Origin of the sequence: Ferrimonas kyonanensis DSM 18153 (assembly GCF_000425405.1) — a bacterium.
In the GTDB taxonomy this organism is placed as follows: domain Bacteria; phylum Pseudomonadota; class Gammaproteobacteria; order Enterobacterales; family Shewanellaceae; genus Ferrimonas; species Ferrimonas kyonanensis.
In genome coordinates this window covers 348227-374722 of sequence record NZ_KE384364.1, presented here as the reverse complement: position 1 = coordinate 374722, position 26496 = coordinate 348227, and the positions used below count along the sequence as shown (strand labels likewise).

The following is a 26496-nucleotide window of genomic DNA, read 5'->3' as shown; positions in this document are numbered from 1 at the left end:
ATGGTAGCTACGGCGGGACTTGAACCTGCGACCCCAGCATTATGAGTGCTGTGCTCTAACCAGCTGAGCTACGTAGCCATCGTTTTGTTTTCTCTCCCCGTCTTGGGAAGCGGGGCGTATTATGCGTAGAACCGAAGATTGGGTCAACCGCTTTTTTTCAGGGAATTCTTGTTTGGTGAGTCGTTCGGCTGCAAATTGAACGATTCGATTCCCCTGTGGCCAGCCGGTGACGGTTGCCTGACCAATGGCGGCGGTAAAGACGCTGAAAATTGTAGACGAGTTTCGTTCGAGCGGGCAAAAAATACCCCGGCATTAAGCCGGGGTGAGAGAGTCGATTAGACGTTGAAGCGGAAGTGAATCACGTCGCCGTCTTTGACGACGTAATCTTTACCTTCCAGTCGCCATTTGCCGGCATCTTTGGCGCCGGACTCACCTTGATTGGCAATGTAGTCGTCGTAACCGATCACCTCGGCACGAATAAAGCCTTTTTCGAAATCGGTGTGAATCTTACCGGCAGATTGCGGTGCGGTGGCGCCCACGGGGATGGTCCAGGCACGAACCTCTTTGACACCGGCGGTGAAGTAAGTTTGCAGTGTCAGCAGGCTGTAGCCGCCACGAATCACTCGGTTCAGGCCGGGCTCTTCGATGCCCAGGTCGGCCATGAACTCGTCTCGCTCGTCGTCGTCCAGCTCGGCAATCTCGGCTTCGATTTCGGCGCAAACCGGCACGACGATGGCGTTTTCGCTGGCAGCAATCTCCCGAACCTTGTCCAGGTAAGGGTTGTTTTCAAAGCCATCGTCATTGACGTTGGCGATGTACATGGTGGGCTTCAGAGTCAGCAGGCCCATGTAGTCGATGGCCTTGGCTTCGTTCTCGTCCAGCTCCACCGAGCGAGCCATGCCGCCCTCTTCCAGTACCGGCTGCAGTTTTTCCAGCACGGTAATTTCAAATTTGGCGTCTTTGTCGCCGCCTTTGGCGCGCTTGCCCAAGCGCAGCAGGGCACGCTCTACCGCTTCCAGGTCCGCCAGGGCCAGTTCGGTGTTGATCACTTCGATGTCGTCGGCGGGATTCACGCCGCCGGCAACGTGAACGATGTTGTCGTTTTCAAAGCAGCGCACCACATGGCCGATGGCATCGGTCTCACGGATGTTGGCCAGGAACTTGTTGCCCAATCCTTCACCGGAGGCGGCGCCTTTTACCAGTCCGGCAATGTCCACAAACTCCATGGTAGTTGGCAGGATCCGCTCTGGATTAACGATGGCAGCCAGGGCGTCCAGGCGCTCATCTGGCACCGGAACCACACCGGTGTTTGGCTCGATGGTGCAGAACGGAAAGTTGGCTGCTTCGATGCCCGCTTTGGTCAGTGCATTGAAAAGGGTGGACTTGCCTACGTTAGGCAGGCCGACGATACCGCATTTAAAACCCATGGTAAGAAAACCTTTCTGTTAACGCTCAGGCCGGCTCGGCCTTGAAAGTGTGGAGACGATTCATTGCTTTGGTGATGCCGTCTTTCAGCAGAACATCGATGCAGCGTGAGGCTTCATCGATGGCGTCATCCATGGCGCGTTGCTCATTTTCCTGAGCCTTGCCCAGGACGTAACCGCTCACCCGGTTTCTGTCCCCCGGATGGCCGATGCCGATCCGAAGGCGATAGAATTCTTTGTTGTTGCCCAATTTGCTGATGGTGTCCTTGAGGCCGTTATGGCCGCCATGGCCGCCGCCTTTCTTAAAGCGGGCCACCCCGGGAGGCAAGTCCAATTCGTCGTGGACCACCAGAATCTGCTCCGGCTCCAGGCCGTAGAAATTGGCCATGGCAGCAATGGCTTTGCCGGACAGATTCATAAAGGTGGTGGGCACCAGCAGGCGCAGATCACTGCCGCCCTGCTGAATTCGGCCGGTGAGGCCGAAAAACTTACTTTCGCTTTTGAGGGACACATTGTGCATGCGTGCCAGCTCTTCCACCAGCCAGGCACCCGCATTGTGGCGGGTACGGCTGTACTCGGGGCCGGGATTCGCCAGGCCCACAATCAGTCGGATGGTGTTACTCACTGTCTTCTTGACTCTCGCCTTGTTCGTCGCTGTCCTCTTCACCACCCCGTGGTGGTTGAATGGTGACAACGGATACGTTGTGGTCTTCACCTTTCGCCAGGGTGACCGACTCGACACCGGCAGGCAGTGTTATGTCGCTCAGGTGAAGGGTGTCACCGGTGCCCAGGTGCTGCGTGTCGATCTCGATGTACTCGGGCAGATCGGCAGGCAGGCTGCGCAGTTCTAGTTCGGTCAGATGGTGACTGACGCTTCCGCCGGCTTTAACACCAGCGGCGATCTCTTCATTTATGAAGTGGATCGGTACCATGGCGGTGATCGGCTCGTTGCGGTTAATACGCATCAAGTCGATGTGCATCACCTTCGGTTTGTAGGGGTGACGCTGCAGTGCCTTAACGATCACCGGTACGCTTTTGCCATCCAGCTTCAGGTTGATGACCTGGCTGTAAAACGATTCCTGCTCTTGCGCTTTCATCAGCTGGTTATGGGGCAGCGTAATGGAAACGTTCTCTTCTTTACCGCCGTAGACAATGCCCGGGACTTCGCCCTGATGGCGTAAGCGACGGCTGGCTCCGGTGCCATGATGAGCGCGCAGTTGTGCATCTAACGTTAATTCAGACATGGTTCTCTCCTTGAGGATCTGCCGCTTCGCGGCAAGATGAATGACTATATCCTTTAGTCAAAGGCAGCGCAGTTTACCACTTTGCGGGCAAACTTCTCAATTCGGGGTTTGCCGGGATGGCTTGGAGCAGCTGCAGCCTGCTTTCAGGTTCGGGGAAAGTCGGTAGGCATGGAATAAAAAAAACCGAGCTCTGAAGTGCAGAGCTCGGATTGGATTGTGACCAATTCCCCGGCGGATTAGGCTAGGCCGGAAGGGCGTCCTAGCCTGGTGGTCGCCGGGCAGGCCGAATGGTTATTCCGCAGGGGCTGCGCCACAACCGCCGGTGTAACCGCCGTCGTTGTTGATGTACTCAACTTCGCCTTGAGGCTCGTAGTCGACCCAGCTCAGCGGGGAGTTGGTTTGGATATAGCTTTTCAGAATATCGGCGTCCACCAGACCGGTGTTGATCACGTCGATCTTAGGATAACCGTCACCGCCAGCAGCACTGAAGTTTGGAATGGAGAAGGTGTACTCTTTGCTGGCATCGAAGTCTTCACCGTTGATCTTGTCGATCTCTACCGTCTTCTCACCGCAGTTTACCGTCATCTCGATGTTGCTGAAGTGAGCGTAGCCGCCGTTCTTACCGGCACCTTCGATGGTGGCCAGTGATGCCAGGTAGGAGGTCAGTTCGCTGCCCTTCATGGCTCCCCGAGCGACCACGTTGCCAAACGGCTGAACGGTCAGCACGTGACGGTAACTGATGTCACCGGCTGCGATGTCGGCGCGGATACCACCGCCATTCATGATGCCAAAATCAGCAGTGATTTGTGGGTGGGTGCGCTGGGCGGAGATCAGCAGTTGACCGATGGCTGCCTGGCGGGCGCGAACCACGTTACGGTCGCCGCCAACAAAGGTTTGATCGGTAGAGCCGATAACGACGTCCAGTTTCGCTTGCCCCTCTTCCTGGTAAGGTCTCAGAGTTTCTTTCACGAAGGCGTCAGGCTTGATCTCTTCTTCGACACGAATGATGTTGCCTTGGTCGTCTTTGGCCGGGCTGTAACCGTCATATACTGCCAGGTTTACTGGAACCAGTTTGTAGCTGGCCAGGTGCAGTTTGTCACCGTAGTACTCAAAGTCAGCACGGCCGACGTACTTGCCCCACTCGTGGGCTTGCATGATCCAGGTGCCGTTCTGTTGATCTGGCTTACAGTCGCTGCCAGGGGCAAAGTCGGCGTCGTAGCTGTTGCCGTCGGCGCTCATGCATACTGGGTTCTGAGAGTGACCGCCGATCACGGCTGCCAATTGACCCTCTTGCATGGCGCGGGCCAGGGCAACATCACCCGGAGCGTTAGATGCGTGGTCGCCGTTGGCGTAGTGGCCCATGTGGGTGGTGGCGAACACCAGATCGGCGCTCTTGTTCGCTTCAATCTCGGCAATGACTTTCTTCAGCTCGTCTTGAGGCTTAGTGAAGGTCAGTTCGGAGATGAACTCTGGGTTACCAATCTTAACGGTATCTTCGGTGGTCAGACCGACAACGGCGATACGCAGCTCACCCAGAGTAAAGATTTTGTACGGTTGGAAGTAGCGGGTGCCGTCGGCCTTGTAGATGTTGGCTGCCAGCATCGGGAAGTCAGCCCAATCGCGCTGATTTTCAAGAACGTCCAGAGGGTTATCAAATTCGTGGTTGCCCACGGCCATGGCATCGTAACCGATCATGTTCATGCCGATGAAATCGGGCTTGGCGTCCTGCAGGTCGGACTCAGGCACACCGGTGTTGATGTCGCCGCCGGACAGCAGCAGGGAGTAACCGCCATCTCTTTCCACTTCGTCACGGATCTGGTCAACCAGGGTCTTACGGGCTGCCATGCCGTATTCGCCGTAGCCATTTTCCCAGAAGCGACCGTGGTTATCGTTGGTATGCAGAATTGTAAATTTGGTGCAGTTGTCGGCACCGCAGACTTCCGGTGCTGGTGTGTTGTTGTCGTCGTCGGAACAGGCAGTCAGTGCAGCGAGCAGCGAGACCGCAATTAAGGATTTTTGAAGTTTCATCATACTGGATACTCGTTGATTTATTTTATAGATTTTGAGCCGACCTTGGCTGGTGGGAAGGTATCACTAAAGGGGGGGCGGTTCAGGTGATCCAGATCACACTGGCGAGAATTCAGAAACGCTAAAGTAACATTAATAAAATGTGAAAAAACTTCATTGCGGTAAGTGAGGTGAATTCATTTTCGACTGGGTTGAATAACTACCCGCGACAAGCGGTAATTGAATCATATTTTCGTGCTTTTAATAAAAAAGGCGTTCTTTTCAGAACGCCTTTTTGTTCAGCCTACCTTCGCCTTTCAGAGGCGATGGATTAGTGCTCGAACATCGCAGAGATGGACTCTTCGTTGCTGACCCGGCGAATCGCTTCGGCCATGACCGAAGACATGGTCAGTTGGCTGACCTTGCCGGTGGCTTTCATGGCATCGCTCAGAGGCACGGTGTCGGTTACGATCACTTCGTCAATTACGGACTCGGCGATGTTTTTCGGCGCGTTGCCGGAGAACACCGGATGAGTCGCGTAGGCGAAGACGCGGCGGGCGCCCCGCTCTTTCAGCGCTTCGGCGGCTTTACACAGAGTGCCACCGGTATCGATCATGTCATCGACGATGATGCAGTCGCGATCCTGAACGTCACCAATGATGTGCATCACCTGAGACACGTTGGCACGGGGGCGACGCTTGTCGATGATGGCCAGATCGCTGTCGTCCAGCAGTTTGGCAACGGCGCGGGCACGAACAACACCACCGATATCCGGGGATACCACTACCGGGTTGTCCAGGGCTTTGGCGCGCATGTCTTCCAGCAGAACCGGGCTGCCGAACACGTTGTCTACCGGTACATCGAAGAACCCTTGAATCTGCTCAGCGTGCAGATCACAGGTCAGAACTCGGTCTACACCAACACTGGACAGGAAGTCGGCAACCACTTTGGCGGTGATTGGCACACGGGCGGAGCGCACACGGCGATCCTGACGGGCGTAGCCGAAGTAGGGGATTACGGCAGTAATACGACCAGCAGAGGCACGGCGCAGGGCGTCTACCATAACCACCAGTTCCATCAGGTTGTCGTTGGTTGGGGCACAGGTAGATTGAATGATAAAGACATCGGCTCCACGAACGTTCTCGTTGATCTGAACGCTGATTTCGCCATCGGAGAAGCGACCTACGTCGGCATCACCCAGGGAGCAATACAGACGGTTGGCGATACGGCTGGCCAGTTCCGGTGTGGCGTTGCCGGCAAAAAGCTTGATGTCGGGCACAGTATTAACCTCAGGCTAGGCTTATTTTAATTTGTTTGGGAGGCGCGCAGCGCTACTCCAGTTTAGGGCTGCAAAGCTCGATCGAGCAGGGGTGAACGATTGCAGCCTCGAGCAACGAATCCTCGCCACTCATCGGGCAGATCGGCGAGCGCAACCAAGGCTTCTTCCTGAGAGGAAAAAGTACCAAAAATGCAACTACCGGTGCCGGTCATTTGAGACGGCGCGTATTGTATCAACCAGCCCAAGGCGTTTGCAACTTGGCCGTAACGTTGAATGACGGCGCCAACGCAATCGTTGTGCCATTGACTGGGTCTGAGTTCCGGCTGAGCCAGCTTGGGGCTGTTACGAGTCAGCTCCGGAGCCTGGAAGATCTCGGCGGTGGACACGGCCACATTGGGCGCCACTACCAGATACCAGGGCTGAGCGATCTCCACCGGCCGCAGAATCTCCCCCACGCCATCGGCGACGGCGGCCAGACCCCGGACAAACACCGGCACATCGGCGCCCAGGCTCAGTCCCAGTTCGGCCAGTTGATCTTCACCGAGGTTCAACTGCCATAACCGGTTCAGGGCCACCAGGGTCGTTGCCGCGTTGGAGGAGCCGCCACCCAGGCCTCCGCCCATGGGCAGCACCTTCTCCAGTTCGATGTCGACGCCCAGGGAGCAGTCGCAGTGACTCTGCAGCAGGCGCGCGGCCCGGACGATGAGGTTGTCGTCGTTGGCGACACCGTCGATGGCCGGGCTCAGGGTAATGTCGGCGTCCTGTCGAACGTTGAAGTGCAGCTGATCGCAGTGGTCGACGAATTGAAACAGCGACTGCAACTCGTGATAACCGTCCTGACGGCGGCCGTTGATATGCAAAAACAGGTTCAGTTTGGCGGGGGCGGGCCAGTTACGGCTGGATGTTGGCATTACCTAGGGGACTCCGGTTGCCAGTCAGAAAGGGCCAATTTTAACCGTTTGTTGCCTTGGCGCAAGCTGACCATTCTGGGGATTCGGTAGCCGTCGATCTGCTGCCAGCCCTGGTAGCTCATCTGCCACTGGGCTTCGCCGGGGGCCAGCGACAGGGTTACGGTGGCCGGCCAGCCCTGTTCATCCATGGTGACCAGGGCCCCTTCCGGGGTGTGCTGGCCGAGAATCCAGCCGGACAATTCGGTCAGAGGGACCGACCAGCCGGTGAGGCGGGCGATCAATTCGCTGGCGCTGCTGCCGGTGTAGGTCTGGTCATCGAAGGTGACGGTGGCGCCCTGGGCATCGGCATTCAGTAACAACAGGGTTGAGCCAAACAGGTTGGTCAGTCTAAGATCGTCCTGTTTATTGTGGTGCTGCCAGTGCAAGTTCACAGACAGACGCTCATCAGGCTGTATAATGGCGAGCTTACCTTTGAGTTGCCAACTGGTTAATTCTGAAGGGGAAGCTGAGTCTTTCGAGGCGTGAGGCGCCACTGCGCAGCCTGACAACCACAGTAAAATGAATAGAATAGAATAAAGTTGAGTTTGGCCTTTAAGCATAAATTACCTGTTTTGTGCACTGCACCACAATCAGCAACATAACCATTGTTTAGAGTCTTCAACCTGTTTTCAGGTTGCGTGTTTGCGCATAGAATTGCCCAAGTCTCGACCCAAGTTCAATTTTCGGGGTGAAGCTGGAGAGCCATGACGTTAGTAGCAATTGGGATCAATCACAAGACCGCCAGTGTTTCTTTGCGGGAGAAACTGGCTTTTGGACCGGATATCCTTGCCGATGCGCTGAACAGCGTCGCCAAGGTAACCCCTACCGGTGAGGCCGTGATCCTGTCCACCTGTAACCGTACTGAACTCTATGTGAACCGTGCTGAAAGTGAAGCTCTGGTTCAGTGGTTGGTTGAGTACCACAATCTGCCGGAGCAGGAGGTTCGTGAGAGTCTGTACCTGCATGAGAATCAGGCGGCGGTCAAACACCTGTTGCGGGTGTCTGCCGGGCTGGACTCTCTGGTGCTGGGTGAACCCCAGATCCTGGGACAGATTAAGCAGGCCTTTGGCAATGCCCAGCAGCATGGCACCGTATCCCATACCCTGGATCGCATGTTCCAACACACCTTTAAGGTGGCCAAAAAGATTCGTACCGAAACGGAGATTGGCTCGTCGGCGGTCTCGGTGGCCTTTGCGGCCGTTAACCTGGCCAAGCACATTTTTGACAACCTGGGTGATTCCAATGTGTTGCTGGTGGGGGCAGGGGAAACCATCGAGTTGGTGGCCCGTCACCTGAGAGAAGCCGGTGTGACCAAGATGACCGTGGCTAACCGTACCGTCAGCCGTGCCGAAGGCATGGCCGAGGAGTTTGGGGCCAAGGTGGTGACTCTGCCGCAGATCCCAGAGTGCCTGCCTGATGCGGACATTGTGATCTCCTCCACCGCCTCGCCGCTGCCGATCCTCGGTAAAGGGATGGTGGAAAATGCCCTCAAGGCCCGTCGTCAGCAACCGATGTTGCTGGTGGACATCGCGGTGCCACGGGACATTGAAGCCGAAGTGGGTGAGCTGGAAAACGCCTACCTGTATACCGTCGATGATCTTCAGGGCATCGTGCAGAAGAACATGGAGTCTCGTCTGGAGGCCGCCGAACAGGCTGAGCAGATTGCCTCGGAGCAATCCGCCGAGTTCATGGACTGGCTGCGCAGTCTCGACACCATCGATACCCTGAAGCAATACCGTGACCAGAGTCTGGCGACCAAGCAGGAGATGCTTGAAAAGGCGATGGCTAAGCTGCAATCCGGTGCCAATGCCGAGTCGGTATTGAACGAATTGGCCAACAAACTGACCAACCGTCTTATCCACGCTCCGACCCAGGCGCTGTCTCAGGCGGCCCGTGCCGGTGATCTGAATTCAATAGACCTCTTGCGTAAGGCCCTCGCCATCAACGACAATTAGCCCCAGCGTTTTTTGTCTAAGATGAAATCATGAAGCCTTCCGTATATGCAAAACTAGAGGGCTTGCTCGAACGTTATGAAGAAGTTCAGGCGTTAATGAGCGAGCCCGATGTGATCTCCGATCAAGATCGATTCCGATCCCTGTCAAAAGAATACTCCCAGCTGGAAGAGGTCGTAAAAGCGTTTCGCCGCTATCAGCAAGCCGGAGAAGATATCGACACCGCCCGCGAGATGCTCAGCGATCCCGACATGAAGGAGATGGCCGAGGAGGAGCTGAAAGAGGCTCAGACCGTGGTGGCGGAACTCGAGGATGAGCTGCAGATTCTGCTGTTGCCCCGGGACCCCAAAGACGATCACAACGCCTTTATTGAGATTCGAGCCGGTGCCGGCGGCGATGAGGCGGCGATTTTTGCCGGTGATCTGTTCCGTATGTACAGTCGTTTTGCCGAAACCAAAGGCTGGCGCATCGAACTGATGTCGGCCACCGACGGGGAGCATGGCGGCTTCTCCAAGGTGATTGCCAAGTTGTCCGGCGACGGTGCCTACGGGGTGATGAAGTTTGAAAGTGGCGGTCACCGGGTTCAGCGGGTGCCGGCCACCGAATCTCAGGGGCGGATTCACACCTCCGCCTGTACCGTGATCGTGATGCCTGAACTGCCGGAAGCGGAGATCATCGAGATTAATCCGGCGGATCTGAAAGTGGATACTTTCCGCGCTTCCGGTGCCGGTGGTCAGCACGTCAACAAAACCGATTCTGCCATCCGCATTACTCACCTGCCCACCGGGGTGGTGGTGGAGTGCCAGGATGAGCGCTCGCAACACAAAAACCGGGCCCGGGCGATGGCGATTCTGTCGGCCCGCCTGCAGGCGGCCGAAGATGAAAAGCGTCGCGCCGAGGAGCAAAGTTCCCGTCGCAACCTGATGGCTTCCGGGGATCGTTCCGAGCGAATTCGTACCTACAACTATCCTCAGGGGCGAGTGTCTGATCATCGCATCAACCTGACCCTGTATCGCCTGGCGGAGGTGATGGAAGGGGACTTGGATGCGTTGTCGCAACCGATTCTTCACGAATACCAGGCCGACATGCTGGCCGCCCTGGCGGAAGACTAAGATGCGTATCGATGCGGGGCTGGCGGCTGCTTATGACCGCCTGGAGGGCGTCAGTGACACGCCGCAGTTGGATGCACAACTGCTGTTGTGTCACCTGCTGCAAAAACCGCGCAGTTTTCTGTATACCTGGCCGGACAAAACGCTGACCGATGAGCAGTGGCGTCAGTTTGAGGCACTGCTCCAGCGGCGTTCCACCGGAGAGCCGGTGGCGCACCTGATCGGTGTGCGTGAGTTCTGGTCCCTACCCTTGGCCGTCAATCCCAGCACCCTGATCCCCAGACCGGATACCGAATCGCTGGTGGAGTATGTGTTGTCGTTGCCACTGGCCGACGAGGCGAAAGTGGTGGATTTGGGCACCGGAACCGGCGCCATTGCGTTGGCGCTGGCATCGGAACGGCCTAAGTGGCAGTTGCATGCGGTGGACCGCATGGCGGACGCGGTGGCTTTGGCCCGCCATAACCGAGATGCCCTCGGTTTAACCGTGGAGATCGCGCAAAGCAATTGGTACGACGCCCTGCAGGGACAGCAGTTCGATGTGATTGTGTCTAACCCCCCTTATATTGAGCCAGATGACCCTCATCTGAGCCAAGGGGATGTGCGTTTTGAACCCCTGTCGGCCTTGGTGGCGGCAGAGGATGGATTGGCCGACATTATTCACATTGTTGAAAATGGTCGTCTTTTCCTCAATGATGGCGGCACGGTGATCCTGGAGCACGGGTATCGCCAAGGTCAGGCAGTACGAGAGATTTTCACCCGTTTTGGGTACCAAGAGGTTGGCACCGGCCAGGATTTGGCCGGTCGCGATCGTTACAGTTTTGGCCGTTGGAACGCGGCCTGAAAGGAGAATTAATGGACATTCTTTACCCGGGAGTCAAACACTTCCACATGCTGACCATTTTGCTCAGCGTCAGCTTGCTGACGGTGCGCTTTTTCTGGAGCATGACCGGTTCAGGTATGCTGCAGCGCAAGTGGGTGAAGATCACTCCCCACGCGGTGGATACGCTGCTATTGCTGTCCGGGGCCAGCCTCTGTTTCCTGATTCAGCAGTTTCCCGGTAGCAGCCCGTGGCTGACCGAAAAGCTGCTGAGCCTGGTGGCGTACATCCTGCTGGGTGTTTTTGCCATGAAGAGCCAGGGTAAGTTGCTTAAAGTTCTCGCTTTTCTCGGCGCGTTGGGCTGGCTGGGGATGATCGCCAAGGTGGCGATGAGCAAGACCCCGATCCTGATGAGTTAACTGGAGACACAACCTGAAAGGCACAAACGCCCTTTGGGGCCAGGGACACACGATGGCGCCGATGGCGCCATCGCAATAAAAGAAGCCGGCTGAGACTGGCGATAATAACAAAGAGGAAGTTATGCAACAGGTTATGTTTACCAACCCGGCCACGGTGCTGGGTATTTTGATGCTGGTGCTGGGGGCGGTGTTCTACACCCACCAGAGCCACCACCCGTTTTGGCGCAAGTTCTATTCCGTGGTTCCGGCGCTGTTGCTGTGTTATTTCATCCCGTCGCTGCTCAACAGCTTCGAGGTGATCGACGGCTCGGACAACACCTTGTACTACGTGGCGTCGCGCTACCTGCTGCCAGCCAGTTTGGTGCTGCTGACCCTGAAGCTGGACTTGCGTGCCATTGCCCGATTGGGTCCCAAGGCGATCATCATGTTCTTCACCGGCACCCTGGGCATCGTTATCGGTGCGCCCATTGCTCTGCTGGTGACCTCGGCGATGTTCCCGGATCTGCTGGGCGGTCATGGCCCGGATGCCGTTTGGCGTGGCATGACCACGGTGGCCGGAAGCTGGATTGGCGGTGGCGCCAACCAGACTGCCATGAAAGAGATCTACGGCGTCGGTGACACCATCTTCTCGGCGATGATCGCCGTCGACGTGATTGTCGCCAACCTGTGGATGGCGGTGCTGTTGTTTATGGCCGGGCGGGCCAAGCGCATCGATGCCGCCAACGGTGCCGATGCCACTGCCATCGAGGCTCTGAAACAGAAGATGTCTCATTGGGAGGCGAATCACGCCCGCATTCCCCATCTGAATGACTTGATGTTTTTCTGTGCCATCGCCTTCGGGGTCACCGGGCTGGCGCATTTTGGTGCCGATGTGCTGGCGCCCTATTTTGCCGATAATTACCCGGAGCTGCAGCGTTACAGCCTGCACTCCAAGTTTTTCTGGTTGATCGTGATCGCCACCACCGTCGGCATTGCTCTGTCCATGACCCGGGCGGCCAAGCTGGAGGAGGCGGGGGCGTCGAAAATCGGGTCGGCCTTTATCTATGTGTTGGTGGCCACCATCGGCATGCACATGGACATTCGAGCCATTATTGAGTCGCCGGTTTACTTCCTGTTAGGTGGCGTCTGGATGCTGGTGCACGCCAGCCTGATGCTATTGATGGCTAAGTTGATTAAGGCGCCGCTGTTTTACATGGCCGTGGGCAGCCAGGCCAACGTCGGCGGCGCCGCCAGCGCGCCGGTCGTGGCCAGTGCCTTCCACCCCAGTCTGGCGCCGGTGGGCGTGCTACTGGCGGTTCTGGGCTACGCTGTGGGAACGTACATGGCGTGGTTCTGTGGTCAGATACTGCAAACATTGGCAGTGGGGTAAGCCCTCTGCCCGGACAAGTGAAGAGAGTAGCTATGCAACATCGCACTATTGAAGTCGGAAAGATTGAGGTCGCCAACGACAAGCCCTTTGTGCTGTTTGGTGGCATGAACGTGCTGGAATCCCGGGACATGGCCATGCAGGTCGCCGAGCACTACGTGGAAGTGACCAGCAAGCTGGGCATCCCCTATGTGTTTAAGGCCTCGTTTGATAAGGCCAATCGCAGCTCCATTCACTCCTATCGCGGTCCGGGCATGGAGCAGGGGCTGAGAATCTTCGAGGAGATCAAAGCCCAGTTTCAGGTGCCGGTGATCACCGATGTTCATGAAATTGAACAGTGTCAGCCGGTGGCTGAAGTGGCTGACGTCATTCAATTGCCAGCATTCTTGGCTCGTCAGACCGATCTGGTCAAGGCGATGGCCGATACCGGTGCCATCATCAATGTGAAAAAACCGCAGTTCCTGAGCCCGGGGCAGATGAAGAACATCGTGGAGAAGTTCAACGAGTGCGGCAATGACAAGCTGATTCTGTGCGAACGCGGCAGCAACTTTGGCTACGATAACCTGGTGGTGGACATGCTGGGGTTCCGCACCATGAAGGAGTGCAGCGGTGGTTTGCCGGTGATCTTCGATGTGACGCACTCACTGCAGTGCCGGGATCCTCTGGGGGCGGCTTCTGGTGGACGTCGTCATCAGACCGTGGAGTTGGCCAAAGCGGGCCTGGCTACCGGGCTGGCGGGGTTGTTCCTGGAAGCGCATCCGGATCCGGACTCGGCCAAGTGCGATGGCCCGAGTGCCTTACCGCTGGCGGTATTGGAACCTTTTCTGGCGCAGATGAAGGCATTGGATGACCTGATCAAGCATCAATCGGATCTGGCCATCTCCTAACTGAGTGTCGCTCCTGCCGTCGTCGACGGCAGGACTTCTTCCTTGCGACGCCCGAGTTACTCGGTAATGGTGCTGTTTGGAGCCGGCTGAGTCGCCAGTTCCAGTGTCTCTCCTACATCCATGCTGGCTTGCTGACGCTGCATCTCTTGCATCTGTTGGTCCAGTCGCAACTCGATCTGCTGATGAATCTCAGCCACATCAAACTCGACGGCTTCAGGTTGTGCCAGTGGGTTGTGCATGGCAACGGCGACGACGGTTGGGATTAGCAGGCTTAAAGTAGTCATGTTCGGCCTCATTGTATGCCTAGGAAGAAGGTCTAAAGTCTGTTCGTTTTCGGGGTGAAAAATAGCCTTTCGGGATAGTGATAACAAACGATTTAATATAATATTCGGTATTAGAAAATCTTATCCTTTACCCCGAGGAAACCCTATGTCCCGCCGTCTGCCTCCCCTCAACGCGGTTAAGGCATTTGAAGCCGCTGCCCGCAACCTGAGCTTTACTCGGGCTGCAGAAGAGTTATTTGTGACCCAGGCCGCAATCAGCCACCAGATTAAGGCGCTGGAAGAGTTTCTTGGATTAAAACTTTTCAGGCGCCGCAACCGCTCTTTGCTGCTGACGGAAGAGGGCCAGAGCTATTTTCTGGATATTAAGGATCTGTTTACTCAACTCAGTGATGCCACCGAGCGACTGCTGGCCCGAAGCGCCACCGGTTCGTTGACGGTGTCGCTGTCACCCAGCTTTGCCATTCAGTGGTTGGTGCCGCGTCTGGCCCGTTTTTCTGAACTTCACCCCGAGGTCGATGTGCGCATCAAAGCGGTGGATATGGATGAGGGATCCTTGTCTGACGACGTGGACATCGCCATCTATTACGGCCGGGGTAAGTGGCCTGGCCTGAGGGCAGATAAATTGCGGGCGGAGAGCATGGTACCGGTGTGTTCCCCCAAGCTGTTGTCCGGTCCCAAGCCGCTGCGGGAGATCGCGGATCTGAATCAGCATACGCTGCTGCACGACATGTCCCGTCGCGATTGGAAGGCGTGGATGAAGCAAGCGGGGGTGGAGTTGACCAACGTAAACCAGGGGCCGATCTTCAGCCATTCATCTCTGGTGCTGCAGGCCGCCATTCACGGCCACGGGGTGGCACTGGGGTATTCGGTGTTGGCTCGGCCGGAGATTGAAGCCGGCCGCCTGGTGTGTCCGTTTAACCAGGTGCTGACCAGTAAGAATGCTTACTACCTGGTGTGCCAGGAGGGGCAGTCAGACCTAGGTAAAATCAGTGCGTTTCGGGAGTGGATGGTGGAAACCTTCCGACAAGAGACTCAGGCAGACCCGATTCCCGCTCCGGAGTAAGAGGCACTATGATGATACGTCAAGACGGCAACCCCGATGCCCGCCACTACCTGTTGCTGGCTCATGGCAGTGGTGCCGGCATGGACCACCCCTTTATGGCGACCCTGGCTGAAGCGGTGGCGGGAGAGGACCTGTGCGTGATTCGTTATGAATTTCCCTATATGCAGACCATTCGGGCTACGCAAAAGCGCCGTCCTCCTGATAGAATGCCGCGCCTGCTGGAGGCGCTCGATGAGTGGGTGGCCCGTTACCGCCAGCCAGGGCGAGTGCTGGTGCTGGGGGGCAAGTCTCTCGGAGGTCGGGTGTCGGCCCAGTGGGCACTGGAGAACCCCATCGATGCCGTAGTGGCGCTGGGTTACCCGTTCCATCCGGTAGGCAAACCGGATCGCTGGCGGCTGGAGCCGGTGCAGCAGGCGCGGGTGCCGATGCTGATTTTGCAAGGAGAGCGGGATCCTTTCGGAAACCGTCAGGAGTTGTCCGAAGTGACGCTGTCGCCGACGGTGCGGCTGAACTACCTGACCGATGGCGACCATGGCCTTAAGCCGAGAAAAGCCAGCGGAGTGACCGAGGCAGAGAATTTGAGCCGGGCGGCGCAGGCCTGCCGGCAGTTTATTTTGACGTTAGAGGCATAGAGATGCGGAAAATATTGATGGCGTGTGCCACCTTGGGCGGGTTGACCGCGACCGGACTCGGCGCCTACGGCGCCCACGGACTGGCAAAAGTGGCACCGCCGCACCTAGTGGAGAGCTTTAATACCGCGGTGATGTATCAGTTCTTCCACTGCCTGGCGCTGATGGCCATCGTCGTGTGGATGGGGCAGAACGCCTCGCGGTTGCTGGGCTGGGCTGGTGCGCTGATGATCGCCGGTATGCTGGGTTTTAGCGGCAGCATCTATTCACTGGTGCTGCTGGGCACCAAGGGCATCGGCATGATCACCCCGATGGGTGGCCTGCTGATGATGCTGGGTTGGTTGTTGTTGTTCATTGCCGTGTGGCGATGGGAGAAAGTGAAATGAATACGGTGTTACTGCATTGCCGTCCCGGCTTTGAAAAGGAGTGCGCGGCGGAGATTCAGGACAGTGCCGCCACCCTGGAGGTGTTTGGCTTTTCCCGCCTGGACGCCAACAGCGGCTTTGTGCTGTTCGAGTGTTACCAGGCCGGCGACGCCGAGCGGCTGATCAATGAGCTGGACTTCAGCCGGCTGATCTTTGCCCGCAGCTGGTTCTGCGTGGCGGGTCAGCTTAACGACATGCCGGTGGGCGATCGGGTTGGTGCGGTGCTGGCGTATGCCAAGAGCCTGCCTAAAGCGGGCCTGCTGTGGGTGGAATCTGCCGACGGCGATGCCTATCGCCAGGTGCTGCCGTTTTGTAAGAAGCTGGCGGTTCCCATGCGTCAGGCACTGCGTAAGCAGGGGCTGCTGACGGCCAAGGAGAAAGACAAGATGCCGCGCATCCACCTCTTTCTCACCGACAACCAGAATGGCTACGTCGGCTACAGCCGCTCAGACAACGGCTCACCGTTCTTTATGGGCATTCCGCGCCTGAAGTTCCCCAGTGAGGCACCAAGCCGCTCGACCCTGAAGCTGGATGAAGCCTTCAATGTGTTTCTGGACGAAGAGGAAGCCGAAGAGCGCTTGTGTGGCGGTCTCTATGGCGTCGATCTTGGCGCCTGCCCCGGAGGCTGGACCTATCAGTTGGTGCGTCGTGGCATGTTCGTCTATTCGGTGGACAACGGCGCCATGGCCGACAGCCTGATGGAGACCGGTCAGGTGACCCACCTGGCGGAGGATGGCTTCAAGTACGTGCCGGAAGACCCGCGCATTCACTGGATGGTTTGTGATATGGCCGATAAGCCTCATCGCGTTGCTGCTCGAATGGCGACCTGGATCATCGAGGGCTGGTGCAAAGAGACGGTGTTTAACCTCAAGTTGCCGATGAAGCAGCGTTACCAGGCGGTGGCCGAGTGTTTCGACGAAATGACAACGATGCTGCGCAAAGCCGGGGTTCGCTATGGCTTGCAGGCCAAGCACCTGTACCACGATCGGGAAGAGATTACCGTGCACCTGTATCGCCTGTGATGGAGCGATGAATAAAAAAGGGGCCGTATGGCCCCTTTTTTGATCGGCAAGCGAGTTACAGGCGTGCGAGAATGGCGTCGGTAAACTCGTTGGTACCGGACTCGCCGCCAAGATCGCGGGTGACGTGGTCGCCTTCGGCGATGGTGTCACGCACGGCATTGCGGATGCGAGCAGCCTTGTCGGACATGCCCAGATACTCCAGCATCTGAATCGCACCCAGCAGCAGCGCGGTAGGGTTGGCCAGGTTCTGGCCGGCGATGTCCGGGGCGCTGCCGTGCACCGCTTCAAAGATGGCGGCGTCTTTACCGATGTTGGCGCCTGGGGCCATGCCCAGTCCGCCCACCAGTCCGGCGCAGAGATCCGACAGGATGTCACCAAACAGGTTGGTGGTGACAATCACGTCGAACTGGCTAGGATCCATTACCAGCTTCATGCAGGTGGCGTCGACGATCATCTCTTCGGACTGAATGTCCGGGTAGCGCTCACCCACTTCACGGGCCACTTTCAGGAACAGGCCTGAGGTGGATTTCATGATGTTGGCTTTGTGAACCGCGGTGACCTTCTTACGCCCCTCTTTGCGGGCCAGTTCGTAGGCAAAGGTGGCGATGCGCTCGGCCCCTTCGCGGGTGATGATGCTCATCGCTTCGGCAGTTTCGCCGTCATTGGTGACCCGTTGGCCGGCGCCGGAGTACATCCCTTCGGTGTTCTCTCGGATGGTAATGATGTCGATGTCATCGTAGCGGGCCTGGGTGCCCTTCAGGGACAGCACTGGCCTTACGTTGGCATACAGGTTGAATTTCTTACGCAGAGTCACGTTGATGGAGGTGAAGCCTTCGCCAATTGGCGTGGTCAGCGGCCCCTTCAGAGTAACGCGGTTCTTCTCAATCAGGTTGAGGGTTTTCTGCGGCAGCAACTCGCCGTGCTTTTCCAGAGCGGTCAGCCCGGCATCGGCAAATTCGTAGTTGAAGTCACAGCCGGCCTTATCCAGGACCTTGAGAGTGGCTTCAATGATATCGGGACCGATCCCATCTCCTGGGATTACCGTGATATTACGTTGAGACATGGATACATCCTTCCACAATGTCTGATTCCAAACCCTTGTGGTTTGCGTGCTGTCATTGGCAAGGCAAGGGATTCGGACTTAATGAGCCAGCCCCTCTATTTTGTGACAGAGACCGGGGGCTTTGTTAGCATAGTCGGGCGCCATCTTACCTTTTTTAACGCTGTGGTTACAGCTAGCGAAAGGTCGAAAGGAAGAATAATTCTATAAGGAGTCCCCCTTGAGGTTCTGGCATCCCCTAGCCGCCCTGACGTGGTTGGCCACCGCCACCGTCGTGGCTGCGCCCTTGTCCCTGCAACAAATAATGAATTTTCAGTCCCTTAAAGATCCGGTGATCGCCGACAATGGTCAATGGGTGGCCTTTGTGGCTCAACCGGATCGCGGCGAGCCCGAGGGTCGGGTTCGCAGCCTCGACGGGGCTTTGTGGACGGTGGAGCGCGGCAGCGATCCCCTGCTTAGCGCCGATGGGGCCTTTGCCCTGTTTGAGCGCAAGGCGCCGCTGTGGGAGCGGGAAAACCTTGGCAAGAAAAAGGCTGCCAAACTGGCGGTAGACCGCGTTTTGCTGAACACCAAAACCGGTGAGCAGCGAGTGTTTGAGGCGGTGACCAAGGCCGATTTCAGCAGTGACGGTCGCTACCTGGTGCTGCAGTTTAAAGCCGATGACAGCGACGACGAGGCCAAGGATCAGCAGAGCAACGAGCAGCAGTCCGAGCCGCAGGAGCCGGCCATTGAGACCGACAAGCTGGGCACTCGGGCCCTGCTGCTGGATCTGAGTCAGGGCAGTGAACTGTCTTTGGCCGATGTCAGCCATTTTGCCCTGGCCCGCGAGGCCAATGTGTTGGTGTACAGCACCAGCCATGGCGACGGTATCGCCAACGGCGTGGTGCGCCGACAACTGGACAGCGGCAGCGATACCGTACTGTGGCAGCGACAGGACTGGGGTGCCGCCAGCCTGAGTATCGATGAAGCCGGTCAGCACGTGGCCATGACCGTTGCCTACCTGAAGGCGGAACAAAGCCATCAGTTGCCCCATGAGCTGTGGCTGGCCAGTGGCGCCAAGCCGGGCAACCGGGTGGCGATGCCAGAGGATGGCATGCTGATTACCGAGCACAGCAAACTGCACTTTAGCCGTGACGGTCAGCGACTGTTTGTCGGGCGCCAACTGCCGCTGCCGGAAGAGGGAGTGATTCAGGCGCTGCGCGATACTGGATCGTTGACCGATGTCGATATCCTGTTGTCTCGGGCCACTCTGAACGTCTGGCACGGCGACGATCCTCGTATCAAGCCCAACGAGATGAAAGAGTACGCCAAGGCGCGTAAGCACAACTACGTCGGCGTGCTGCATCTGAAGGAGCAGCGCTTTGTGCAACTGGCGGATGCCGACCTGCCGGACGTTGAGGTGGCAGACAACGGCGGTTACCTGCTGGCCAGCAGCGATCGCCCCTACCTGAAGATGATCTCCTGGGCCGGCTTCTACCGCGACTGGTACCTGGTGAACCTGCACACCGGTGAGCGCCGGATGTTGATCACCCAGGCTGGCAGTGACGATGAGCCGACCCTGGCTCCGGATGACAGCGCGGTGGCCTGGTATGTCCGGGGTCGCTTGTATTGGCACGACATTGCCAGTGGCAACAGCCAACTGCTCAGTGGCGGGCCGAAAGCCGGTTTTGCCGAAGAGGATCATGATTATCCGTCGCCGGCACCGGGTTATGGCTTTGGCCCCTGGCTCAGTGACGGCAACGGGGTACTGGTGTACGACAAGTTCGACATCTGGCGTCTGGATGACGCGCGCCTGAGCCAGCTGACCTCAGGGCGACAGCAGCAATGGCAGTATCGGGCCATTGACACCGACCCCCGTGCTTACAGCCAGGATATGGCCACGCCGCTGCTGGTACATGGCTACAACGACTTCGATAAGCGGGAAGGGGTGTACCGGCTCAACCTGACCTCCGGCGCGTTGCAAGCCGCCCAACAGGGGCAGTACAAGATCAGTTTTGTGGCCAAGGCACAAGACAGCGATACCCTGTTGTTCAGCAAGCAGCGCTACGACCTGTACCCGGATCTGCTGGCGACCGACAGCAAGGTGAGCCGCTTAACGGCAGTCAGTCAGTTGGGCAAGCAACTGGATGAGCTGTCCTGGGGGCAGGCACAGTTGGTGCATTGGCGTTCCAACGACAACCAGCCGTTGTCCGGGGTGGTGATTACCCCGCCGGGGTACCAGGGCGACAAACCGCTGCCGACGCTGGTGTACTTTTACCGCTTCATGAGTCAGCGCCTGAATAACTTTCCGCAGATGGCACTGAACCACAGGCCGAATTTCGCTCAGTACGTCAATGACGGCTACGCCATTTTCCTGCCGGACATTCGCTTTGAAATCGGTCATCCGGGCCAGTCGTCGCTGTCGTCGATGTTGCCAGGAGTGCAGAAGATCATCGATCTCGGTATCGCCAAGGCCGACGCCATCGGCATTCAGGGGCACTCCTGGGCCGGTTATCAGGATGCCTACCTGATCACTCAGACCGATCTGTTTGCCGCCGCCGTCTCCGGGGCGCCGGTGAGCAACATGACCAGTGCTTACGGCGGCATTCGATTGGGCAGTGGTCTGACTCGCCAGTTCCAGTACGAGTCGGGCCAATCGCGCATCGGCAAGACCCTGATGGAAGCGCCGCACCTGTACATCGAGAACAGCCCGCTGTTCCATGTGGACCGCATCAATACGCCTCTGGTGATCATGTTTGGCGATGAAGATGATGCGGTGCCGTACTCCCAGGGCGTGGAGTTGTACATGGCCATGCGCCGGGCCAGCAAGCCGGTGGTGATGCTGCAGTATGAAGGGGAGCCTCATCATCTCAAGCAGTACCCCAACAAGCTGGATTACAGCATCAAGATGAAGCAGTTTTTTGACCACTACCTCAAGGGGGCGCCTGCCCCGGCCTGGTGGTCAGATGGGGTGCCCTATCTGAAGGCCAACGCCGCCGACTAGGCACCGAGACAGGCAATAAAAAAGCGCCCAACAGGGCGCTTTTTTGTTGCCAGTCACCTCAGTGGCTGGCGGTGGTCTGAAGCCGGTCTGCGTTCTGGTAACGGGCCACCGCCTGTTCACCGATCCCCACCAGTTCGTTGGCCACAAACAGCAGCGGGGTGCATTCGTCCGGGGTGGTTTCGCCGTCGCTGCTGACGTGATGGGTGCGGTAGCGAATCAGCTGAACCTGAGTGCCATTGACGATCTGGGCGTCATTGAAGTTGGGGGCGCCCAACTGCTGCAGCACCTCTTGTTTGCTGGTGCCCAGGGACAGGGTCGCGATGACCTGTTGATTCAGTTGCTGACGATCTTCCCAGTCCATGGCGTTGGCGTCTTCCGGGCTGGGTTCGTACAGGGCGATCAGCAGACCGGCAAAGATCAGGTAGCCTCCGACGATCAGGCCGATGACTTTAAACATGTTAGTGGACTTGGGACGACGGGCTTGCATGTTCACTTCCTTGAACGCGATGGGTGTCTGGAATCGGGCCGCGACAATGCGCCCCGCGCCAAGAGTATTACTTTAAACCCGAAGTGACTGCAATTCCAGCTCAGGATGTAAGGGGATATGGCGGTCATCGGTCGCCGAGGTGGCAGTACCGGGCCGGCGTGTTGCGGCCCGAATAACATCGGCAGGCCAGTGACGACGGGCTTACCAGGGCAACTCGACGCCGTCGTAGTTGATGAACTTGCCGCTGTCGATCAGCGTCAGTTGCTCCAGCACATGGCGCATGCCCCGTACCGAGACCTCGGGGGTGATCAGGGCGTTGCTGCCGCCCATGGCCGTTTGCACCCAGCCGGGGTGAAACAGCACTACGCTGGTGCCCTGAGGCTGCAGATCGATGGCCAGGCTCTTGCCGATGGCATTCAGGGCCGCTTTGGAGGCGCGATAGACGTAACTGCCGCCGCTGCCGTTGTCGGTGATGGATCCCATCTTGGAGGACAGCAAGGCCACCTTGGCGTCGGCGCCGAGGTGAGGACGCAGGGCCTGAACCAACAGCATCGGAGCGGTGACGTTGATCTTCATCACCTGGTCGAAATGATCCGCCTGGTATTCACCCAGAGGCAATCCCTTGGGACCATAGACGCCGGCATTGCAGATTAGCCGATCAAGCTTGCGCTCGCCCAGGTAGGCGCACAGGGACTCAAATTGGGCCGGTTCGCCCAGCTCCAGCGCCACCAGCTCCAGCTGATTCGGGTGGGCCAGTGCCAGTTTCTGCAGTGTCTCGGCCTGCTCAGGCTGACGGCAGCAGGCGATGACGGTATCACCATGGGCCAGAGATTGACGGCAAAACTCCAGGCCAATGCCGCGATTGGCACCGGTGATCAACGTTAAGGTGGTCATGGAAGGGGTCCTCATGTTGTGGGGGCCGAAACCCGAAATTGTGAGAGGCTGGCGGACAGCGATAACTGAGTGCGCAGCTTGGCCAACTTGTAGCTTAGCTGAGCCTGTTCATGGCCATCAATCAGCTTTTGTCCCAGCTTGCCTTCGATGGTGCCTTCGGTAAACAACGCCTGGATGGGGTGCTGGCTTAGCAGTTTGTGAGCGGTTTTAGCGCCGATGCCGGCAATACCGGGGATGCCGTTACCGCTGTCGCCGGCCAGGGACCAGTACTCCAGCATGCGCTCCGGTGGCATCTGGAAGCGGTCGAGAAAATAGTCCCGGTCCAGCCAGCACTGATCGAAGTGGTGCCACTGACTGACGTTATCGGAATGCAGTTGCACGAAGCCTTTGTCGGTGGACGCCAGTATGACCCGACCGCCGCGGCATTCAATCTTGTGACACAGGGTGGCCATGACGTCATCGGCCTCGATGCCATCGCAGGCCAGGGAGCGGATGCCCAGCTTGGCCAGGTTGGCTTTGAGGTCGGGCAGGGTGGCGGCCAGAGGTTCGGGCATCGGCGAACGGTGCGCCTTGTAGTCTGGGTAGAGGCTCTGGCGCCATAGGTGGCTGTTGTCGCCGTCCCACACCATGACCACGTGGGTGGCCTGATGTTGGCGCACCATCTTCTGACAGGCGGCCTGGGTGCGTTGATACAGGGCATCGGTGTCGCCGTCGGGGACGGCGGCATAGATGCGCCTGATCAGGTTAAGGGCGTCAATGAGCAGAGCTGTGGCGGGCATTGCGAATCTCGTAACAGGGTTTGTAGGTACCATCGAGTTTCATTCTACCCTGACTGACAAAGGCTGCGAGTAATTTGTCCATCTTTTTCATGAACCTAGGATCACCCTGAAGTTGGAACGGACCCCGCTGCCGAATCTGGGTAATCCCTTCCGGTTTGACGTTACCGGCGACAATGCCGGAGAACGCTCGGCGCAGATCCGCCGCCAACAGCGCATTGTTGACCTGTGGCACCAGCTTAAGGTTGGCCATGGCGTCGTGATCCGGCTGAAACGGTAACTGAAATTCCGGCTCGATCTTCAGCGACCAGTTGTAGGAATAGGAGTCGCCCATGTCACGGCGGTACTGTTTGATCACCGCCATCTGCCGCTTCAGGTGCTGAGCGACCTCCACCGGATCATCGATGATGATGCGGTAGTGTTGCTGGGCGTCCTCGCCCAGGGTGGTACCGATGAAGCGGTCGATCTCCTCGAAATAGTCGGCACTCTCCTTGGGGCCGGTAAGAATCAGCGGCAGCGGGTGATCGTGGTTGTCACGGTTGAGTTTAATGCCGATGAGGTACAGTAACTCCTCCATGGTGCCGACGCCGCCGGGAAAGATGATGATGCCGTGGCCCAGACGCACAAAGGCCTCCAGCCGCTTTTCGATGTCCGGCAGGATGATCAGCTCATTGACGATCTGGTTCGGGGGCTCGGCGGCAATGATCGACGGTTCGGTCAGGCCGACAAAGCGGCCGTGGTCGATGCGCTGCTTGGCATGGGCAATGGCGGCACCCTTCATCGGCCCCTCCATGGCGCCTGGGCCGCATCCGGTACAGATGTTCAGATCCCGCAGTCCCAGCTCGTACCCGACCTCGCGGGTGTATTGGAATTCGGTGCGGTTGATGCTGTGACCGCCCCAGCAGACAATCATGTTGGGCTCCGATACCAGGGGCAGGGCTTTGGCATTGCGGAGGGTTTCAAACACCACGTTGGTGATGTGGTAGGAGTTGGTCAGGTTGATGTGCTTGAGGCTATCGAGCTTGTCGCCGATGTAGAGGATGTCCCTCAATACCGCAAACAGGTGCTCCTGAATGCCGCGAATGATTTCGCCGTCGACGAAGGCCTGAATTGGCGGGTTGTTGAGTTCCAGTTTGATGCCCCGCTCGCGGCGGAGAATGCGGATGCGAAAATCATGGAACATCTGGAACAGCTGTGTGCTGTCGTCACTGTGAATGCCGGACGCCAGCACCGCCAGTGAGCAATTGCGGTAGAGCTGGTGAAGGTCTGAGGCAGCGCTTTCCTGCAACCGCTCCACTTCCAGCTGAGACAGCTGCACCAGGCTTCCTCGAGGGCTGATCTGTACCTGCATAGGCACCTCCTTCATTTTTCTTATCAGGGCAGCCCATTAAAAAAGGCCACCCACTGAGGATAGCCTTTATTTTTCAATGTTGTATCTAACTATTTCGAGTTAGTCGTCCAGTTCCACCTTGTCTCTGCCCTGACGTTTGGCCCGGTACAGGGCGGCATCGGCACGTTCAAAGGTCTCCTGAATGGTCTCGTTGGCAGCCACTTTTGCGGCGCCGATGGAGACGGTGATGGACAGGCGCTCATCGCGGAATTTAAATGGAATCGCTTTGATTCGCTCGCGAATTCGGTTGAGCACTTGCTGCACCTGCTCTTTATCCAGGCCCGGCAACAGCACCACAAATTCTTCGCCGCCATAGCGGGCGACGAACTCCTCCTTGCGCAGAGAGTTCTTCAGGGCCATGGACACCACCTGCAGGGTTTTATCGCCGGTAGAGTGACCAAAGTTATCGTTGATGCTTTTGAAGCGATCGATGTCGGCCACCGTGACCCACAGATCGTGACCATAGCGCTTAAACTGGCGGTAGGAGCGCTTCAGTTGTTCATCCAATGCTGCCCGGTTGGGGAGTTGCGTCAGGGCGTCCACCTGGTTGAGGCGTTGCTGCTCAATCAGTTTGTCTTTGTAGCTGGCGGCTTCGCTGGCCAGGGCGGTGATTTCAGCCTGCATCTTCTGCATGCTTTGCTTCATCGCCATGAATTCCTGCTGATCCTGATTGTCTCTTTTGCTCAGTTGCTGGCGAATGAAGGCCAGCTCATTGATCACTTGCGCCTTGAGGGCTGCCAGCTCTTCGGCTGCGGCCACCTTCTCACTGAATTGGCCCACATGGCTGTTCAGCTTTTGATTAAACAGCTTGTTGGATTTGTAGCTGTTGCTGGAGGCTTGCCAGTTTTCGTTCATCGCCTGGCGCACCACCGACAGCGAGTCGGTCAGGGCGGAGAGAAACTGCTGCGAGGCACTCTTCTCTTTGGCCATCTCCCCCACCAGGATGTTCAGTACCTGGCTGTAGGCTTCCAGCAGTTGATCCACCTGAACGTCGCCGCTGAGCATCGCCTTGATGGCGTTGATCACCTCACCGTGCTGGCCGGGAAACTCGATCTCCGCCAGTAACTGTGACAGCTCATGGGCCAATTGACGGTGCTTGGGGGTGGTGGGAATCCGGTCTTCTTTGGCCAGCCGCTCCTGCAGCAACTGCTCATAGTATTTTACCAGCTTCTCGACCCGGGGGATGATCTCCCACACCGTGTGGATCGGTTTCTGGATATCCAGTTGGTAGTACTTGAGTTCCCGCTTTAACTTATCGGGAATGCCGCTAAGGCTGGAGAGTTGGCGAGCCAGTTGCTGCATCGCCTGCTGGTTGTGCTCAATGTCACGTTGGGTGTTTTGATACTGAGTTTGCAGGGCGCGACTGAGCTCCCCCATTTCTGGCAGGGCGGTGTCCAGGTTATTGGTGTCGGACAGCAGGTGACGGATTTTGGCCAGACGGTTGTCCAGCTCCAGGTTCTGTCCTTTGCAGCACAGGCCCAGACGCATAGAAAATTGAATCAGTCCCTGAAGCTGTTTTGCACGTACGTCCTCGAGCTCCTGATGCTCATTTCGTACTTTATCTAGCTTTTTCTGCATATGCTCCAGCTGAGATTTGGCGTCAGTGACCATATTCATTTACGTTGCTACCTTCAATCCGGCGAGCCCTAGTTACTTCTTCAGTCTCAATTGTTATTTGGGCTGTTACACGTATCGTAACTTCTTTGGTTATAAGTGCAAGCGCCCAATGGGTAAAGGGATTCTTTATTTCTACATTGTGAGTTTAAGTATTCTTAACGAACGCACTTAACTACGAGCATTTCCCTGTTCAGCCCGCAGCAAGGCTGATTATTCACTGGATATGACATCATTTTCGTACTCATGTTCCAATTTTTGTCGATTTTGGTGGCGGGTGGCGAATGGTCGCCGCTGCGGGCCACCGCCGCAGTCGTCACTGACTTTATCCATTTAGCACAATTGCCGCTTGCCTTTTAATATAAATAAAAAAGTTCGCAAAATACTCGTGGCTGTTTTTTGACCGCCGTCCAAA

The 26496-nt window shown here is 57.3% G+C and carries 25 protein-coding genes and 1 tRNA gene; 11 read left to right on the top strand and 15 right to left on the bottom strand.

Going from position 1 to position 26496, the window contains the following annotated elements:
• Position 1 precedes the first annotated feature (1 nt).
• The 8 genes from H598_RS0117260 to lolB all read right to left on the bottom strand — a co-directional run bounded on the left by H598_RS0117260 (position 2) and on the right by lolB (position 7464).
• Positions 2–78, bottom strand: a tRNA-Met gene (locus H598_RS0117260).
• Positions 79–335: 257 nt separating this feature from the next.
• Entirely contained in the window at positions 336–1427 is a 1092-nt protein-coding gene (gene ychF / locus H598_RS0117255; protein WP_028114115.1) for a redox-regulated ATPase YchF, read from the bottom strand.
• Between the two features lie 25 nt (positions 1428–1452).
• The gene (gene pth, locus H598_RS0117250; RefSeq protein WP_028114114.1) at positions 1453–2049 is read right to left on the bottom strand and encodes an aminoacyl-tRNA hydrolase; all 597 of its coding nucleotides are present in this window, start codon (positions 2047–2049) and stop codon (positions 1453–1455) included.
• The gene (locus tag H598_RS0117245) at positions 2042–2668 is read right to left on the bottom strand and encodes a 50S ribosomal protein L25/general stress protein Ctc (protein WP_028114113.1); all 627 of its coding nucleotides are present in this window, start codon (positions 2666–2668) and stop codon (positions 2042–2044) included. Before H598_RS0117245 ends, pth begins: the two co-directional genes overlap by 8 nt.
• A 291-nt stretch (positions 2669–2959) precedes the next feature.
• Positions 2960–4699 (bottom strand): bifunctional UDP-sugar hydrolase/5'-nucleotidase UshA, encoded by a 1740-nt coding sequence (gene ushA, locus H598_RS24810; protein WP_281171323.1) that lies wholly within the window; start codon positions 4697–4699, stop codon positions 2960–2962.
• A gap of 307 nt (positions 4700–5006) precedes the next feature.
• The gene (locus H598_RS0117235) at positions 5007–5954 is read right to left on the bottom strand and encodes a ribose-phosphate pyrophosphokinase (protein ID WP_028114112.1); all 948 of its coding nucleotides are present in this window, start codon (positions 5952–5954) and stop codon (positions 5007–5009) included.
• Between the two features lie 62 nt (positions 5955–6016).
• Entirely contained in the window at positions 6017–6865 is an 849-nt protein-coding gene (gene ispE / locus H598_RS0117230) for a 4-(cytidine 5'-diphospho)-2-C-methyl-D-erythritol kinase (RefSeq protein ID WP_028114111.1), read from the bottom strand.
• Complete coding sequence (gene lolB / locus H598_RS0117225; RefSeq protein ID WP_084144518.1) at positions 6865–7464, bottom strand: lipoprotein insertase outer membrane protein LolB; 600 nt, start codon at positions 7462–7464, stop codon at positions 6865–6867. Before lolB ends, ispE begins: the two co-directional genes overlap by 1 nt.
• Positions 7465–7608: 144 nt before the next feature.
• Here lolB and hemA point away from each other — a divergent pair, with 144 nt between their 5' ends.
• The 6 genes from hemA to kdsA all read left to right on the top strand — a co-directional run bounded on the left by hemA (position 7609) and on the right by kdsA (position 13454).
• Positions 7609–8859: a glutamyl-tRNA reductase gene (gene hemA, locus H598_RS0117220; protein ID WP_028114109.1), complete on the top strand. Its 1251-nt coding sequence runs from the start codon at positions 7609–7611 to the stop codon at positions 8857–8859.
• Positions 8860–8888: 29 nt separating this feature from the next.
• Positions 8889–9968 (top strand): peptide chain release factor 1, encoded by a 1080-nt coding sequence (prfA, locus tag H598_RS0117215; RefSeq protein ID WP_028114108.1) that lies wholly within the window; start codon positions 8889–8891, stop codon positions 9966–9968.
• 1 nt (position 9969) lies between these two features.
• Complete coding sequence (prmC, locus tag H598_RS0117210; protein WP_035416075.1) at positions 9970–10806, top strand: peptide chain release factor N(5)-glutamine methyltransferase; 837 nt, start codon at positions 9970–9972, stop codon at positions 10804–10806.
• 11 nt (positions 10807–10817) lie between these two features.
• Positions 10818–11201 (top strand): SirB2 family protein, encoded by a 384-nt coding sequence (locus H598_RS0117205; RefSeq protein ID WP_035416074.1) that lies wholly within the window; start codon positions 10818–10820, stop codon positions 11199–11201.
• Between the two features lie 121 nt (positions 11202–11322).
• The gene (locus H598_RS0117200) at positions 11323–12570 is read left to right on the top strand and encodes a DUF819 family protein (RefSeq protein ID WP_028114105.1); all 1248 of its coding nucleotides are present in this window, start codon (positions 11323–11325) and stop codon (positions 12568–12570) included.
• 32 nt (positions 12571–12602) lie between these two features.
• Positions 12603–13454: a 3-deoxy-8-phosphooctulonate synthase gene (gene kdsA, locus H598_RS0117195; protein WP_028114104.1), complete on the top strand. Its 852-nt coding sequence runs from the start codon at positions 12603–12605 to the stop codon at positions 13452–13454.
• A 56-nt stretch (positions 13455–13510) separates the two neighbouring features.
• Here kdsA and H598_RS0117190 read toward each other — a convergent pair whose 3' ends face one another.
• A complete protein-coding gene (locus H598_RS0117190) occupies positions 13511–13738 on the bottom strand; it encodes a hypothetical protein (RefSeq protein ID WP_028114103.1) in 228 nt (75 codons plus the stop codon).
• Between the two features lie 145 nt (positions 13739–13883).
• On the opposite strand from H598_RS0117190, the gene H598_RS0117185 reads away from it, so the two are divergent.
• The 4 genes from H598_RS0117185 to rlmM are packed head-to-tail and all read left to right on the top strand — an operon-like array spanning position 13884 to position 16877.
• Positions 13884–14801: a transcriptional regulator GcvA gene (locus H598_RS0117185; protein WP_028114102.1), complete on the top strand. Its 918-nt coding sequence runs from the start codon at positions 13884–13886 to the stop codon at positions 14799–14801.
• Between the two features lie 8 nt (positions 14802–14809).
• A complete protein-coding gene (locus H598_RS0117180) occupies positions 14810–15433 on the top strand; it encodes an alpha/beta family hydrolase (protein ID WP_035416072.1) in 624 nt (207 codons plus the stop codon).
• Between the two features lie 2 nt (positions 15434–15435).
• Positions 15436–15816 carry a DUF423 domain-containing protein gene (locus H598_RS0117175; RefSeq protein ID WP_028114100.1) on the top strand — a complete coding sequence of 127 codons (381 nt, stop codon included), beginning with the start codon at positions 15436–15438 and terminating at the stop codon, positions 15814–15816.
• Positions 15813–16877: a 23S rRNA (cytidine(2498)-2'-O)-methyltransferase RlmM gene (rlmM, locus tag H598_RS0117170; protein WP_028114099.1), complete on the top strand. Its 1065-nt coding sequence runs from the start codon at positions 15813–15815 to the stop codon at positions 16875–16877. The genes H598_RS0117175 and rlmM overlap by 4 nt, the downstream gene beginning before the upstream one ends.
• Positions 16878–16932: 55 nt before the next feature.
• Here rlmM and H598_RS0117165 read toward each other — a convergent pair whose 3' ends face one another.
• The gene (locus tag H598_RS0117165; RefSeq protein ID WP_028114098.1) at positions 16933–17940 is read right to left on the bottom strand and encodes an isocitrate dehydrogenase; all 1008 of its coding nucleotides are present in this window, start codon (positions 17938–17940) and stop codon (positions 16933–16935) included.
• Positions 17941–18157: 217 nt separating this feature from the next.
• Between H598_RS0117165 and H598_RS0117160 the strand changes: the two genes are divergently transcribed.
• The gene (locus tag H598_RS0117160) at positions 18158–20920 is read left to right on the top strand and encodes a S9 family peptidase (RefSeq protein ID WP_028114097.1); all 2763 of its coding nucleotides are present in this window, start codon (positions 18158–18160) and stop codon (positions 20918–20920) included.
• Positions 20921–20978: 58 nt separating this feature from the next.
• Here the strand turns inward: H598_RS0117160 and H598_RS0117155 are convergent, their stop codons facing one another.
• From H598_RS0117155 to H598_RS0117135, 5 genes are all read right to left on the bottom strand, one after another.
• On the bottom strand, positions 20979–21407 hold the full coding sequence (locus H598_RS0117155) for a DUF3192 domain-containing protein (RefSeq protein WP_051252824.1): 429 nt from the start codon (positions 21405–21407) through the stop codon (positions 20979–20981).
• Positions 21408–21608: 201 nt separating this feature from the next.
• Positions 21609–22301, bottom strand: a complete 693-nt coding sequence (locus tag H598_RS0117150; RefSeq protein ID WP_028114095.1) for an SDR family oxidoreductase — start codon at positions 22299–22301, stop codon at positions 21609–21611.
• Positions 22302–22312: 11 nt separating this feature from the next.
• The gene (gene xni / locus H598_RS0117145; RefSeq protein ID WP_028114094.1) at positions 22313–23080 is read right to left on the bottom strand and encodes a flap endonuclease Xni; all 768 of its coding nucleotides are present in this window, start codon (positions 23078–23080) and stop codon (positions 22313–22315) included.
• Positions 23055–24428: a nucleotide 5'-monophosphate nucleosidase PpnN gene (gene ppnN / locus H598_RS0117140; protein WP_028114093.1), complete on the bottom strand. Its 1374-nt coding sequence runs from the start codon at positions 24426–24428 to the stop codon at positions 23055–23057. The genes xni and ppnN overlap by 26 nt, the downstream gene beginning before the upstream one ends.
• Positions 24429–24527: 99 nt before the next feature.
• Positions 24528–26084: a GGDEF domain-containing protein gene (locus H598_RS0117135; RefSeq protein WP_028114092.1), complete on the bottom strand. Its 1557-nt coding sequence runs from the start codon at positions 26082–26084 to the stop codon at positions 24528–24530.
• Positions 26085–26496: the final 412 nt, after the last annotated feature.

Excerpts from the sequence above, each read along its gene's own strand:
- hemA (WP_028114109.1), top strand. The coding sequence starts at position 7,609 with ATGACGTTAGTAGCAATTGGGATCAATCACAAGACCGCCAGTGTTTCT.
- ychF (WP_028114115.1), bottom strand. The coding sequence starts at position 1,427 with ATGGGTTTTAAATGCGGTATCGTCGGCCTGCCTAACGTAGGCAAGTCC.
- prmC (WP_035416075.1), top strand. The coding sequence starts at position 9,970 with ATGCGTATCGATGCGGGGCTGGCGGCTGCTTATGACCGCCTGGAGGGC.
- H598_RS0117155 (WP_051252824.1), bottom strand. The coding sequence starts at position 21,407 with ATGCAAGCCCGTCGTCCCAAGTCCACTAACATGTTTAAAGTCATCGGC.
- H598_RS0117245 (WP_028114113.1), bottom strand. The coding sequence starts at position 2,668 with ATGTCTGAATTAACGTTAGATGCACAACTGCGCGCTCATCATGGCACC.
- H598_RS0117165 (WP_028114098.1), bottom strand. The coding sequence starts at position 17,940 with ATGTCTCAACGTAATATCACGGTAATCCCAGGAGATGGGATCGGTCCC.
- H598_RS0117150 (WP_028114095.1), bottom strand. The coding sequence starts at position 22,301 with ATGACCACCTTAACGTTGATCACCGGTGCCAATCGCGGCATTGGCCTG.
- xni (WP_028114094.1), bottom strand. The coding sequence starts at position 23,080 with ATGCCCGCCACAGCTCTGCTCATTGACGCCCTTAACCTGATCAGGCGC.
- prfA (WP_028114108.1), top strand. The coding sequence starts at position 8,889 with ATGAAGCCTTCCGTATATGCAAAACTAGAGGGCTTGCTCGAACGTTAT.
- H598_RS0117190 (WP_028114103.1), bottom strand. The coding sequence starts at position 13,738 with ATGACTACTTTAAGCCTGCTAATCCCAACCGTCGTCGCCGTTGCCATG.
- ppnN (WP_028114093.1), bottom strand. The coding sequence starts at position 24,428 with ATGCAGGTACAGATCAGCCCTCGAGGAAGCCTGGTGCAGCTGTCTCAG.
- H598_RS0117205 (WP_035416074.1), top strand. The coding sequence starts at position 10,818 with ATGGACATTCTTTACCCGGGAGTCAAACACTTCCACATGCTGACCATT.
- ushA (WP_281171323.1), bottom strand. The coding sequence starts at position 4,699 with ATGATGAAACTTCAAAAATCCTTAATTGCGGTCTCGCTGCTCGCTGCA.
- kdsA (WP_028114104.1), top strand. The coding sequence starts at position 12,603 with ATGCAACATCGCACTATTGAAGTCGGAAAGATTGAGGTCGCCAACGAC.
- H598_RS0117175 (WP_028114100.1), top strand. The coding sequence starts at position 15,436 with ATGCGGAAAATATTGATGGCGTGTGCCACCTTGGGCGGGTTGACCGCG.
- lolB (WP_084144518.1), bottom strand. The coding sequence starts at position 7,464 with ATGCTTAAAGGCCAAACTCAACTTTATTCTATTCTATTCATTTTACTG.
- rlmM (WP_028114099.1), top strand. The coding sequence starts at position 15,813 with ATGAATACGGTGTTACTGCATTGCCGTCCCGGCTTTGAAAAGGAGTGC.
- H598_RS0117135 (WP_028114092.1), bottom strand. The coding sequence starts at position 26,084 with ATGAATATGGTCACTGACGCCAAATCTCAGCTGGAGCATATGCAGAAA.
- H598_RS0117185 (WP_028114102.1), top strand. The coding sequence starts at position 13,884 with ATGTCCCGCCGTCTGCCTCCCCTCAACGCGGTTAAGGCATTTGAAGCC.
- H598_RS0117180 (WP_035416072.1), top strand. The coding sequence starts at position 14,810 with ATGATGATACGTCAAGACGGCAACCCCGATGCCCGCCACTACCTGTTG.
- H598_RS0117200 (WP_028114105.1), top strand. The coding sequence starts at position 11,323 with ATGCAACAGGTTATGTTTACCAACCCGGCCACGGTGCTGGGTATTTTG.
- ispE (WP_028114111.1), bottom strand. The coding sequence starts at position 6,865 with ATGCCAACATCCAGCCGTAACTGGCCCGCCCCCGCCAAACTGAACCTG.